Origin of the sequence: Paraburkholderia sp. J8-2 (genome assembly GCF_905220195.1) — a bacterium.
GTDB lineage: Bacteria > Pseudomonadota > Gammaproteobacteria > Burkholderiales > Burkholderiaceae > Paraburkholderia.
Genome location: NZ_CAJMZA010000013.1, coordinates 44,817 through 57,701, shown reverse-complemented (window position 1 = coordinate 57,701; position 12,885 = coordinate 44,817). Strand labels below are relative to the sequence as shown.

The 12,885-nt window shown below is 66.1% G+C and carries 10 protein-coding genes and 1 pseudogene; 6 read left to right on the top strand and 5 right to left on the bottom strand.

The window, feature by feature from the left end:
* Nucleotides 1–137: 137 nt before the first annotated feature.
* The 4 genes from U5A52_RS25190 (at nucleotide 138) to U5A52_RS25175 (ending at nucleotide 4,476) form a co-directional block, all read left to right on the top strand.
* The gene (locus U5A52_RS25190; protein WP_321936637.1) at nucleotides 138–710 is read left to right on the top strand and encodes a hypothetical protein; all 573 of its coding nucleotides are present in this window, start codon (nucleotides 138–140) and stop codon (nucleotides 708–710) included.
* Between the two features lie 262 nt (nucleotides 711–972).
* Nucleotides 973–2,130, top strand: a complete 1,158-nt coding sequence (locus U5A52_RS25185; protein WP_321936636.1) for an HPP family protein — start codon at nucleotides 973–975, stop codon at nucleotides 2,128–2,130.
* Between the two features lie 121 nt (nucleotides 2,131–2,251).
* Nucleotides 2,252–2,665 (top strand): MarR family winged helix-turn-helix transcriptional regulator, encoded by a 414-nt coding sequence (locus tag U5A52_RS25180; RefSeq protein WP_321914114.1) that lies wholly within the window; start codon nucleotides 2,252–2,254, stop codon nucleotides 2,663–2,665.
* Between the two features lie 5 nt (nucleotides 2,666–2,670).
* Nucleotides 2,671–4,476, top strand: coding sequence for a chloride channel protein (locus U5A52_RS25175; protein WP_321936635.1), 1,806 nt, complete (start codon nucleotides 2,671–2,673; stop codon nucleotides 4,474–4,476).
* A gap of 123 nt (nucleotides 4,477–4,599) precedes the next feature.
* Here the strand turns inward: U5A52_RS25175 and U5A52_RS25170 are convergent, their stop codons facing one another.
* The 5 genes and pseudogenes from U5A52_RS25170 to U5A52_RS25150 form a co-directional block, all read right to left on the bottom strand.
* On the bottom strand, nucleotides 4,600–5,007 hold the full coding sequence (locus U5A52_RS25170; RefSeq protein WP_069265792.1) for a DUF2000 domain-containing protein: 408 nt from the start codon (nucleotides 5,005–5,007) through the stop codon (nucleotides 4,600–4,602).
* 91 nt (nucleotides 5,008–5,098) lie between these two features.
* Nucleotides 5,099–5,956, bottom strand: a complete 858-nt coding sequence (locus tag U5A52_RS25165; protein WP_321936634.1) for a sigma-70 family RNA polymerase sigma factor — start codon at nucleotides 5,954–5,956, stop codon at nucleotides 5,099–5,101.
* Nucleotides 5,953–6,429 carry a carboxymuconolactone decarboxylase family protein gene (locus tag U5A52_RS25160; RefSeq protein WP_321936633.1) on the bottom strand — a complete coding sequence of 159 codons (477 nt, stop codon included), beginning with the start codon at nucleotides 6,427–6,429 and terminating at the stop codon, nucleotides 5,953–5,955. The genes U5A52_RS25165 and U5A52_RS25160 overlap by 4 nt, the downstream gene beginning before the upstream one ends.
* Nucleotides 6,430–6,433: 4 nt before the next feature.
* A complete protein-coding gene (locus U5A52_RS25155) occupies nucleotides 6,434–6,652 on the bottom strand; it encodes a hypothetical protein (RefSeq protein ID WP_321936632.1) in 219 nt (72 codons plus the stop codon).
* Between the two features lie 36 nt (nucleotides 6,653–6,688).
* Nucleotides 6,689–7,624 (bottom strand): annotated as a pseudogene (locus tag U5A52_RS25150) (ShlB/FhaC/HecB family hemolysin secretion/activation protein); the annotation flags it as partial.
* 416 nt (nucleotides 7,625–8,040) lie between these two features.
* Between U5A52_RS25150 and U5A52_RS25145 the strand changes: the two are divergent.
* Together U5A52_RS25145 and U5A52_RS25140 are read left to right on the top strand one after the other, a co-directional pair.
* A complete protein-coding gene (locus U5A52_RS25145; RefSeq protein WP_321936631.1) occupies nucleotides 8,041–9,918 on the top strand; it encodes an AMP-binding protein in 1,878 nt (625 codons plus the stop codon).
* 143 nt (nucleotides 9,919–10,061) lie between these two features.
* On the top strand, nucleotides 10,062–12,872 hold the full coding sequence (locus U5A52_RS25140) for a helix-turn-helix transcriptional regulator (RefSeq protein ID WP_321936630.1): 2,811 nt from the start codon (nucleotides 10,062–10,064) through the stop codon (nucleotides 12,870–12,872).
* Nucleotides 12,873–12,885 lie beyond the last annotated feature (13 nt).

Sequence of the window (12,885 nt, the reverse complement as noted above, 5' to 3'; positions counted from 1 at the left end):
TTAACACACGGGACCAACAACCCCTCATTCCGGAGTCCCGCTTGAACGCGAAACCGCGCGCTCTGCCGTCTGCATTTGTCCTGTTCGCATCCCTGGCCGGAACCCTGCTGATTAGCGGCTGCGTCAGCAGCCCCCGCGTGGCCACCGCACCCGCGCACCCCACCGTCGTGGTTGCCGCGCCCCCGCCGCCTCCCCCGCCTGTCGTCGTCGCCCAGCCGGTGTATGTGCCGCAGCCCTACGACGCGTACGTTTCGGTCGTGCTCGATCGCGACGTGGTCTACGCCGGCGGCAGCACATATATCTGGATCGTGGGGCCGGACGGCCACCGCCAGCGCCGCCTGTACGGCCGCGGCGACCTGCGCGGCGAAGTCCTGCACCGCCGCGCGGAATTGCGCGTGGTGATGGCCCGCAACGAAGGCCATCTGCCGATGCAACACGCACGCGTGCCCGAATCCCAGCGCGTGCACGTGACGATGCAGCCGCACGGCGCGCCGCCGCATGGCATGCCGCCACATGGCAACCGGCCGCAGCCGGGCGGGCATGCGCCGGTGCACACCGCTGCCCATCGCCCGCCGCCCGCGCCGAACCGCAACCAGAACGCGAACGCCAGCGCGAATGCCGGCCACCACCGCCACCCCGACGGCCATCCCAACGCCGCGCCTGCGCCATGTCTCGCGGGTCAGCCGCCGCATGCCGGTAATGCCAGCTAATACAGGCTTCAGGTCGAACCGGCCGCCAGCCTGATAAAAGCGTCGCCGCGCCCGCGGCGGCGCTTCTACCGCTGCCTCAACTGCCGCCACACGCTGCGCGGCTCTCGTTGCGTCCCTCAAAATCTCCCGCCTCCGCGCCATCCTCGGGACAACCCGAAGCGACGAAGTGTCGCGATATATATCACGTTGAGATATAATTGCGCTTCTTTGGGCGGTGCCGAGCCGTCTGCGCTCCCTATCCGTTTCAAACCCGCTCCGAATCGTGTCCCGCTTCAAGGTCCTTCGCTGGCTCACCCGCTTCATCCCCTCCGGGGTCACCATCACATGGCGCGAGCGCCTGCGCTCGGGCGGCGGCGCGCTGGTCGGCATCGCCCTCACCGGCGCAGTGGCGCACCGGTTGCTCGGCGGCGATCCGGCCATTCCGTATCTGATCGCGCCCATGGGCGCCTCGGCCGTGCTGCTCTTCGGCGTGCCAGCGAGCCCGCTCGCGCAGCCGTGGTCGATCATTGGCGGCAACCTCGTTTCCGCCACCGTCGGCGTGAGCGCTGCAATGTGGATACACGACCCTGTGGCCGCCGCCGCCGTGGCCGTTGCTGTGGCGATCGTCGCGATGTTCACGCTGCGCTGCGTGCATCCGCCTTCGGGCGCGGTCGCGCTCACCGCCGTGCTGGGCGGTCCGGCCGTGCATGCGCTCGGCTATGAGTTCGTGTTCCTGCCCGTCGCGCTGCAGTCGTTCCTGTTGCTCGGCGGCGCGCTCGTTTATCACGCCGCCACGGGGCATCGCTACCCGCACGCCGGGCGGCGCCCAAGCGTGGCCGTGCCCGCGCCCGCGCAAGCCGGTTTCACCCGCGCCGACCTCGAAGCCGTGCTGCGCGATCGCGACGAAATGCTCGACATCGACACCGACGACCTCGAAGCCGTGCTGCAGGACGCCGAGATCCGCGCGTACGCGCGCAGCTTCGGCGAGCTGACCTGCGCGGACGTCATGTCGGCCAACGTAGTGAGCATCACAGCCGCCACGACCGTGGGCGAAGCGCGCTCGCTGCTCAAGCGCCACGACGTGAAGGCACTGCCCGTGGTCGACGCGCAGCGCCAGGTGAAGGGCATCGTCACGCGCGCCGACCTCGCCGACGAGGGGCGTGAGCGGCATCCGCTGCGTCTCATGCTCCATGCGATTTCGCGGCTCGTGCGGCCGAATGCAGAGTCCGGCCAGAACGTCGGCACGCTGATGACCACGCATGTGCTGACCGTTGCGCACACGACGCCGATCGTCGAACTCGTACGCATCTTCGCGGGCCGCGGGCACCATCACGTGCCGGTGGTCGATCACGAACACCGGCTCGCGGGCATCATCACGCAAGCCGATTTGATCTCCGGGCTCTACCACCAGGCGAAGACGCCGCAGCAGGCGCCGGCCTGAGCGCGTTTGCGCCCGGGTTCGCGCCAATTCCCCTGGCCGCGATGCCGCTGTAACGGACGCTTTCGGAGAAAAATATCATATCGTGATAAATTAGGAGACTGAACCGTTCCATGGACTTCCAATGAAAAAAAGCGCGCGCGATCTCGACAAGGCCGACTTCGAACAGCTCTCCGAATTCCGCTACCAGATGCGCCGTTTCGAGCGTTTCTCGGAGCAGGCCGCGCAGGCCGAGGGCATTACGCCGCTGCAATACCTGCTGCTGCTGCATGTGAAGGGCTATCCCGGCCGCACGTGGGCAACCATTGGCGAGCTGGCTGAGCGTTTGCAGGCACAGCATCACGGCGTGGTCGCGCTTGTCTCGCGCTGCGAGGCGATCGAGCTCGTCGAGCGGCGTGTGAGCGAGCGCGACCGCCGCCAGGTGGAAGTGCATCTGCTCGCCGCCGGAGAAAAGCTGCTCGCGCGCCTGGCCGAACTACATCGCGCCGAGTTGAAGTCGCTCGACGGCGCATTCACCGTTCCGCGTATCGATTTATAGAGACCATGCATTCCGACGATTCCCACAAGCGCGATTTTTCGGCGAACGCACGCCTGCCCGGCATCAGCGCGCTGGCCGCCGTAATTGGCGTACTGGCCACGCTCGCGGCGTTCGTGCTGCTGAGCCTGATCCACTGGTTCACGAACCTGTTTTTCTTCGGCCAGTTCTCGTTCGCCGACCGCTCGCCGGCACTCAACACGCTGGGACCGTGGGTCATCGCCGTGCCGGTGGCAGGCGGGTTGATCGTCGGGATGATGGCGCGCTTCGGTTCCGAGAAGATTCGCGGCCACGGCATTCCCGAGGCCATCGAAGCCATTCTCTTCGGCAAGAGCAAGATGTCGCCCAAAGTGGCCGTGCTCAAGCCGCTCTCGTCGGGCATTGTGATCGGCAGCGGCGGCCCGTTCGGCGCGGAAGGCCCGATCATCATGACGGGCGGCGCGCTCGGGTCGCTGCTCGCGCAATGCGTGCGCGTCACCGCTGCCGAGCGCAAGACGCTGCTCGTGGCCGGCGCGGCCGCGGGCATGACGGCGGTGTTCGGCACGCCGGTTGCCGCCGTGCTGCTCGCCGTCGAATTGCTGCTGTTCGAATGGCGGCCGCGCAGCTTCCTGCCCGTGGCGCTTGCGTGCGCGGTCGCGGGCTTCGCGCGCTCGGTGTTCTTCGGCACGGCGCCGCTCTTTCCCATGCAGACGCTGCCGCCGCACGCCGTGGCGCTCTTCTCGTGCGTCGTTGCCGGGCTGCTGGCGGGCGCGCTTGCATCGGGGCTATCCGCGGCGCTCTACAAGGTCGAGGACCTGTTCGGCCATCTGCCGCTGCACTGGTCGTGGTGGCCGGCGATCGGCGGGCTCGTGGTGGGCATTGGCGGCTTCATCGAGCCGCGCGCGCTCGGTGTGGGTTACGACGTGATCGGCGACCTGCTGCATCAGCACATCGTGCTTCAGGTCGCCATTGCCATTCTGGTGGTGAAAGCCGTGATCTGGGTCGTGGCGCTGGGCTCCGGCACCTCGGGCGGCGTGCTCGCGCCGCTGCTCATGCTTGGCGCGGGGCTTGGCTCGGTACTGAGCCATGTGCTGCCCGGCAGCGACCCGGCGCTCTGGCCGCTCGTGTGCATGGCGGCAACGCTCGGCGCCACGCTCGGCGCGCCGCTCACGGCCATCGTGTTCGCCTTCGGCCTCACGCACGACACCAACGCGCTGCTGCCGCTCCTCACGGCCACGCTGGTCGCGCACGGCTTCGCAACGGTCGTCATGAAGCGCTCGATCATGACCGAGAAGATCGCGCGCCGCGGCTATCACATCTATCGCGAGTACGGCGTCGATCCGCTCGAGCGTCATTACGTCGATGAAGTGATGACGCGCACTGTCGATACGATCGACGCGAGCGTTACCGTGCGCGACGCGCTCGACCGTTACTTCGGCTCGACGCAGCTGCGCCGCGCCTTCCCGGTGCTGCGCGACGGCGCGGTCCTCGGTGTAGTGGATCGCTCGATGCTCGACGCCGTACGCGCGAGCGCGGCAACCGAAGCACTCGACACGCCGCTCGACTCGTTGCTCGCGCAACGTTCTCCCGACATGGCGCTACCCGAGGAAACCTGCCGCCAGATCGCCACACGCCTCGCGATTCATGGGCTCGAGCGGCTGCCCGTGGTGGCCGACCGCGAATCGCGACGGCTCGTGGGCATCGTTTCGCGCAGTGACCTCGTCAAGCTCTCGCTCTCGCACTTCGAGGAAGAGCACAAGAAGGAGCGCTTCCGCCGTATTCCCATGGGTGGGAATAGCAAGCGGCGCTTTCCGCCGGTGCGCAAGGCCAGCTAGAGAAAGCAATGCTTGCGGCGATGGCGGGCGCCTGGTTCGCTCGCCATCGCCACGTGTGCCGCAAGCCGTTGCGCTCGCGGTGTTTCCGCCGGCTCGGCAGTTAGTTGCGATACGCCCGGATGCCTATTGATGCAGCGCCAACCCCTTCACGGCTTTGTCCACGGCGTTTTTCGGACCGTATAGCGCGATTCCCACCAGATCGGGATTTTCCGGGTCCTCCGCGCGAAATACCTCGCGGTTCGCCGCGTCGTGGCCCGTCGAAAACATGGCGTGCACATACGGCACGATCGTCAGCTCGCGCGACACGCCGCGCCGCAGCGCCGCCTGCAAACCGCCAACATCCGCGCCATAGATCATCATCGGCTGGCCCAGCATCCTGCCGTAACGCTGCCCGCGCGCGTCTTCGTAGGGCTCACCCAGCGCTTCGGGCACCGCCGCCGCGATCCCGGTTGCGAGAAACGCGGTCACATTGAGCTTCTGCCAGACCGCGAGATTCTCCCGCACGACCAGCGCCACTTTCGTATCGAACATGCTTGCCGCCTCCTTTTTCGAGGCACTCATGATCCGCGAGACGCGGCAGCACGTCTGGAACGTTTGTGCAACGCAGTCGCACCCCGCTCGCTCAGTGCAGATGCCGCAGCTTGTCCGGATTGCGCATGACGTAAATGGCCGTGACCTTGCCGCCTTCGATTTCGAGCGCGGTGGTCTGCAACTCGCCATCGGCCTCGCGCGTAACGAAGCCGGGAAGCCCGTTGATGAAGCCCGCGCGCACGAGCGTCGAGCCGTTCTTGCGAAACAGGTCGGCCAGCTGGGCGTGCAGCTTCATCACGCTCTCGAAGCCGAACACCGGGTGACCGATCGCCGGGCGCTTGCCGCCGCCGTCCGCATGCAGGCTCACGTCGTCGGCGAGCATGGCGCCGAGCGCGCTCATGTCGCCGCTGCGCGACGCCGCGAAAAACGCCTGCGCCAGTTCGAGCCCGCGCGCCTTCTCCACATGAAAACGCGGGCGCGCTTCTCTCACGTGACTCCGGGCGCGCGCCGCAAGCTGGCGGCATGCGGCGCTCTCGCGCCCGATCGTGGCCGCGACCTCGTCGAACTCCAGCCCGAACACGTCGTGCAGCAGGAACGCCGCGCGCTCGAGCGGCGAAAGGCGTTCGAGCGCAAGCATGAGCGGCAGCGTGACGTCCTCCTGCTCGTCTTCTTCGACGACCGGGTCCGGCAGCCACGGGCCGATATAGGTCTCACGCTGATGCCGCGCCGACTTGAGCTGGTCGAGGCACATGCGCATCACCATGCGGCGCAGGAAGGCCTCTGGCACGCGCACCTCGTCGCGTTCGACGTCCGCCCAGCGGATAAATGCGTCCTGCACGATGTCTTCGGCGTCGGCGACCGAGCCGAGCATGCGATACGCCACGCGGATCAGCTTGCGCCGCAGCGGGTCGAAACTCGCCGCGGCATCCTTGAGTGCCGGGTCCGTCATGCGGCGACCATCTTGCTGGCCACGGCCTTGGCCGCCGCCGGATCGACCCACAGACCAAAGCCGACCGCAAGGCGGTTCCAGCCGTTGATCACGTTGATCATCAGCGTGAGCTTCACCTGCTCCTCCTCGGTAAAGTGGTCGGCGAGCGCCGTGCGCGCCTGCTCCAGCGCGTGGCCTTCGGAAAGGCGCGTGAGGGCGTCGGTCCAGCCGAGTGCCGCGCGCTCGCGGTCCGTGTAACAGGGCGCCTCTTTCCAGGCCGAAAGCAGGTAGAGACGCTGTTCGGTCTCGCCTTCCTCGCGTGCGTGGGCGGTATGCATGTTAAGACAATTCGCGCAGCCGTTGATTTGCGACGCGCGCACCTCCACCAGCGCAATGAGGCTCGGCTCGAGGCTGCCGGACACGGCGAGCGAGGTGCCCATCCAGGACTTCATCAGGGTCGGAGCAGCGGCAAACAGGTCGAGCTTGGCAGTCATGGTGTCATCTCCTTTCGGTTGGGTTGCCATGACATGACGAGATAGCCTGGGCCGTGTGTGACATCGGGGGAAAATATTTGCTGCCTCGAACGGTATCGCGGCCGCAGGCGGCGACCGTATTGCTGCCCGCTCGCTCGGTCATGAAGCGCTCGAGATCGGCGATCACTACCGCGCCACCATCGTTATGGCCGACGAGGATGCTCGGGCCGTCCGGTACATCCACAACACCTCTCTTTGTTGCGCTCGAGACTGCTCTGCATCAGAACTGCGCCGTAGCCTGCACCCCGACCGTGAATCGCGCAGTCGGAAATCCGCTCGGTTTGTAGATCGGCGTCCCGACGAAGAGGTCGTAACTGAAGCCGACATACTTTGCCGGTACGCCACCCCGGATACCGATCACCGCGCCCGCGAGCTGGGTGCCCGCCTGACCGGTCGTTCCCGGCCCGAACACATGGCCGTAATCGACGCCCACGTAAAGCATCTGGCCCGTCTGGAAGAGCGGCCATTGCAATTCGTTGCGCCAGTAGAAACCCTTCTCCCCTGCGAGCATCGTGTTGCCGTCGAAGCCGCGCACCGTGTAGCGGCTGCCGATGGTCAGGTCATCGATGTAGAACAGGGTGTTGTCCGTGAACTGGCCGTGAACGGTGCCGACATAGGCGAATTGCTGGTTACCCACTGCGAACGGCACCGAGAGGTTCGCATCGAGCACGGCCATGTGAAAGCGGTAGGTCGCAGCCATTGGCGTGCCGTTGTCGTTCACCGGGTCCGGTTTCGCACCAAGACCGCCTATGCCCTGACGATAAGCGAGCGAGCCGTCGAACTGCGCGCCGCCGAAGTAATGACGATCCGTCGCGCCCATCTCGAAGAACGTATTGTTGCGGTTCTGGATCGGGATCGTCGTATCTTCGATGAAGCTCTGGCCAAAGCGCTTCGATAGCTGGACGTACGCGCCGAGTACGTCATTCTGGCTGCGAGCGAGTACGCGTGCGATGCGCAGCGCCGCCGTCTGCTGGTTGCCGCTTGAGACGAACACCTGACCGCCGGTGCCCGCGATGGGTTGATAGTAGGTGTTCGTGTTGCCCGAGAGCGTCGCCGTCCAGTAGCCCCACGGCACGGAGTACGAACCATTGAAGCCGTGCGAGCCGAGCGACTTGTTGCCAAATGAGAGATCCTGGTTCGCACCGAGCGAGAGGATAGCCGCCGGTGGAACCTGCAGACGCCCGTTGCCAACTCCGACCACTTGCGACGGGTGCTTGAATCCCCACCCACATGAGCAGCACCGTAGCGAGTTCACATTGCTGGTCGCTCGGGAGTCTGCCTGCCATCCTGGTGCTAAACGTTCACCCGGAAGAGGGAACGGTGGATCGCTGCGCAAGCGATTGGGGCACATCGACCTATTGCTCCATTCGGTTTGCGCTGCCAACTCCGGCCGTTCTTGCCCCGTATATCGCCCTTACAAGTGCGAGCTAATACCCACCCTGGATGGGTGGGTCAGACAGATCTGACGGAACCTAAACTCGACCAGGCGTCGTTGCCCGGATCGTTTCTCCCTCAGGTTCGGGCCACGCAGCCTGATCACTCGCACAACAAGCCCCCTCTGGAGACACCCGCATGGCCGCCCCCGCCGACGCTTGCTCGCAGGCGCTACCGTATCGCTCCCCGCGTATTCCTGCCTGGGACGTCCACACGACTTACCGCGCAGACGGCACCGTCATTCTCTCGTCTGCGCAAGCCCCTGCTATCGAGCAGAACGGCTTCGTCGACTTTCTGCCGTACTGGGCGCAACGCCGCGCTCACTCGCCGGTGTTCTGCGAGCGCGACGCACAAGGCGGATGGCGCTCGATCACCTGGTCCGGGCTCTGGATCCAGGTCAGACATGTGGCTGCGGGCCTCCTCAACCTCGGACTGGGGCAAGGGCGGCCGCTCATGCTGCTGTCCGGCAACTCGATCGAGCAGGCGATCCTGCTGCTCGCCGCGGAGTATGCCGGCGTGCCCACGGTGCCGGTGTCGCCGGCCTACTCGACGATCAGCAGCGACTTCGCCCGTCTGAAGGGCATCGCCGCGCTGGTTCAGCCCGCCGCCATTTTCGTTCAGGACCGCGAGACGTTCGAGCGCGCGATTGCGGCGCTCGGCTTGCCCGAGGTCCCTGTCATCGCTGTGCACAGTTCAACGGACGAAGCATGCTCATTCAACGCGCTGGCCAGCCTCGAACTGACGCCAGCGCGCATTGCCGCGCTTGCCTCCGCGCGCGCAGCCATCCAGCCCGCCGATGTGTTGCGCATCCTGTTCACATCCGGCTCGACAGGCGCGCCCAAGGGGGTCGTCTCCACTTACGCCAACTTCAAGGCGGCGACGCGTTATTTCGTCCGGATCTACGGCACGCTGTCCGAGCCGCAACCGGTATTTCTCGACTGGATGCCGTGGCATCACACCATGGGCGGGGTGCTGGCATTTGGTCGCACGATGGTGACGGGCGCGAGCCATTACATCGACGATGGGCGACCGGTAGCGGGCCACTTCGAGCGCACCTTGCGCAACCTGCGTGACGTTTCGCCGACCGCATTCAGCAGCGCTCCCTCAGCGTTGACGATGCTCGCAAACGCGCTCGAAGACGATGCGCAGCTGGCGCAAAAGCTCTTCGCACGGCTTATCAATTTCGGTTACGGAGGCGCGAGCCTTCCGCGAGCCACCTGGGAGCGCATCCAGCGGGTGGCCGCAGAGACCATCGGCGAGCACCTGACGTTTTGCACTTCGCTGGGCGCGACCGAAACCAACGGCACGGGCACCTGGTTCGCCATGCCGTCCGACGATCTCGGAAACATCGGCGTGCCGGGCCCCGGCGTGGAACTCAAGCTGGTGCCACTCGAAGGCGGCGACGGGCGCTTCGAAATCCGCATGCGGGGCGCAGCGATCTTCGGTGGCTACCTGAAGGACCCGTCCCAGAGCGCGAAGGCCTTTGATGAGGAGGGCTATTTGTGTCTCGGCGACGCAGTTCGCTTCGTGAACGCGGAGAAGCCCTCGGAAGGTCTGCGCTTCGCCGGTCGTGTAGCCGAAGATTTCAAACTCACCAATGGAACGTGGGTCCGCACCGGGAGTGTCAGGCTCGATCTGCTGGAGCAATGCGCCCCGCTCTTGACCGATGCGGTCATCTGCGGCCATGACCGCGACTATGTGGCGGCGCTCGCGTGGCCGAACGTGGCGGCCTGTCGGCGGCTCGCGCCGGAACTCGCCGCGCTGGAAGTCGAGGCGCTCATTGCGCATCCCGTCGTCATTGCCGCGTTGAACGAGCGGCTGCGCATGCAGAAGGCGTCCGGCGCGAGCCTCCATGTCAGGCGCCTGATGCTCATGGCCGAGCCGCCCTCGATCGACGCGAACGAAACCACCGACAAGGGCTATGTCAATCAGGCAGCCTGCCGCGCGCGGCGCGGCGATCTGATCGACGAAGTCTATCGCCCCACGCCTCGTGCCTTCGTCGCAAGCACGGCCTGAGGGCGGCTGCGGCGTCGTCAGGTCTGCCGACCTTCCGGACGCCGCTTTCGGGGCCCCCACTGTACAATCGACCAGCGCATGAATGCGGGCACGTCGTTGCGCCGCGGCATTTGCCGGGCAAACATTCTGCTTTATGTGACCCCATGGAATCTTCCCAGTCACAGTTGGCCTCCCTGTTGAGCGAAGCCGAACAGCGACTGCAGCCGCCGCGTATGGACGCACGGGTGCTGGCGCGCGAACGCCTGCTCGCGCAGTTGACCGAAGCGCGCCGGCGCCGCTGCCTCATACTCGAGGGGCCGGCGGGCTGCGGAAAGACGGCGCTTTTGCTGGCCTTGCGCCGCGCGTTGTTGCCGCTCAGCTTCGACGTGGCGTGGCTCACGCTCGCCCCCGAAGACAATGACATGTCGCGCTGGCTCGACGACCTCGCCGCGAGCCTCGCCCAGGTCGACCCCGCCATACCGCACGAGGCCGCGCTGCTCTCTGGCCGCGGCACCGACGACGAAGCCGTCGAGCGCTCCCTCGTCGCCCTCGTAAGCGGTATTGGCCGGCACCCGCGCCACTTGATGCTGATGCTCGACGACGCACACCATGTCGTCGATCTTCAGGTGCGCGAAACCGTGCAGTGGCTGCTCGACTACGCGCCGCCCAACCTGCACATCGTCATGGCCTCGCGCAGCGCCGTTCCCGTGTCGCTTGGCAGGCTGCGCGATGGCGGCCAGTCCCTCGAACTCAGCATGCGCGACCTTCGGTTCACCGCAGAGGAATCCGAAGCATTCCTGAAAGCGAAGGTCAGTCATCTGGAGCGGCGCGACGCGCAAAAAATGCATGAGCTCACGGATGGCTGGGTGGCGGGCTTGCTGCTGCTCGCGGCGCATTTGCGGCGCGGCGAGCGGGGCGAGCAAGGCGCTCCTCTTGCCGGGCATGTGCCCCGCAGCCACTTCCTCGACGCGCGCGGCGTTGCCGACTATTTCGAGCGCGAAGTCCTGCCGCAACTGTCTGCCGAAGAACTCGACCTGCTCGTCAGGCTCGCGCCCTGCACGATATTTTGCGCTTCACTGTGCGCCGCGCTCGGCGCGAATCCGGAGCTGCATGGCCGGATCCCTGGCCGACTCGAATGCGACAACCTTTTTGTCGAGTCCATTGCGTCGTCGGGAAGCGAGAAATGGTATCGCCTGAATCCGCTCTTTCGCGAGACGCTGCTGCAGCGCTTTCGCTCATGGCCGCTCGAGCAGCAACGTGAGGTGCATCACAGGGCGTGGCGCTGGTTTCGCGAGCACGATCGGCACGACGAAGCAATCCGCCACGCGCTGCTCGCCGGAGAAACCGCAACGGCCGCCGACGAGGTCGTGCAGGTTGCGCAACAGATGCAGATCCAGGGCGACCTGCGCAAGCTCGCGGCGATTATTCGCATGCTGCCGGCGTCCGAGATCGAAGCGCGCTTTGGTCTGCGGCTATGGAATGCGCGTTTGAAGCTCTATGCACGAGACTTCGACGCGTGCGAGGCCATCCTTGACGGGTTGCTCGCCGACGTGGCGCCCGACGACCACGGCGCGCGCTATCGGCTCGCGATCACCCAGGCGACACTGTCTGTCCAGCGTGACGATAGTGACGGCGTGAGCGCTGTGGAGCCGTGCTTGCTGAATGTGCCCGCCGAGATCGACAGCGTGGGCATCGGTGGGCGCAACAACATCCTGTCGTGGCTCTATATGCATGCTGGCGAGTACGAGCGGGCGCGCGCCATCCAGACAGACTCGCCCGCCCTGCTCGTCAACGGTGTCGAGCTGATGGGCACGCCGGCCGGCATGCTGTACGGCAGATGCGTCATGGGCCTCAGTTTTTCGCTCGAAGGGCGCTTTTTGCAGGCAGAGCGAATCTGCCGCGACGTGATGGCCGAAGCCGACCGGCGCGGCCGCGAGGCCGCCGAGGCCGCGTCGCTTGCGGCGGCGCTACTCGGCGAAGTGCTCTATGAGTTCAATGAGCTGGACGCATGCCAACGACTCCTGGAAGAGCGGATCGAGGTGCTCGAACGCGTGTCGATTCCCGATGCGGTGTTGCGGGTGCTGACGGCGCTGTCGTCCGTGCACTGGATCGCCGGACACGAGATGGACAGCTTTGCGTGGCTGGAACGCCTCGAAGAGTACGGCAGGCAATATCGCTTGAACCGGCTCGTCGCGCACAGTCTCGCCGACCAGGTCCAGCGCCACCTGCAACGCGGCCGCACCAGCGACGCCCAAGCGGCGCTCGATCGCCTCGACAGGATTGCCGAAGGCATTTCCGTCGAGCGCACGGGGCCGCTTGGGCACGTGGCGGTGCACGCGGCGCGCGCCAACATGCTTTGGGCTTTCGCCCATGAGAATCATGAGGCCGCCTCAGCGCAGATCGATCGATTGGTCCCAGCGTGCGAAGCGCGCGGCTGGCAACGCCACGCCACACACTTCCAGCTGCTCGGGGCGCTCGCGCATGCCAGCCTCGGACGAACTCATGCCGTGGCGCCAGCGGTGACGGCAGCACTGCGGCGCGGGCACCGGCTCGGTCTCGTGCGCAGCGTGCTGGATGCCGGCCCCGGTGTGCTGGAACTAGTCACACGCGTCGTGCAGAGCGAGCCGGCGGACCCGGTCCTCTCGTTCTATGTCGGCCGGTTGCAGGCCGCGCACAGCATGACGGATTCGGTCCACCCGGCACAGCGGCCAGTTGATGGTGGAACTGGCGCGCAACAAAAGCCCGCCATGATGTTGAGCGAGCGCGAAGCGGATGTCGTGCAGCTGCTCGCCCAGGCCATGCCCAATAAGCGGATTGCGCGCACACTCGCGATTTCGCCGGAAACGGTGAAGTGGCACCTGAAGAACATCTACGGCAAATTGGGCGTTTCGAGCCGCGATGAAGCCGTCGCACGGCTCAGAGACCTCAATCTTGGGTGGGGCGGAGCCGGCCCGTCATCGGATGGCCCGGCCTAGCGCCTGCTGCCGC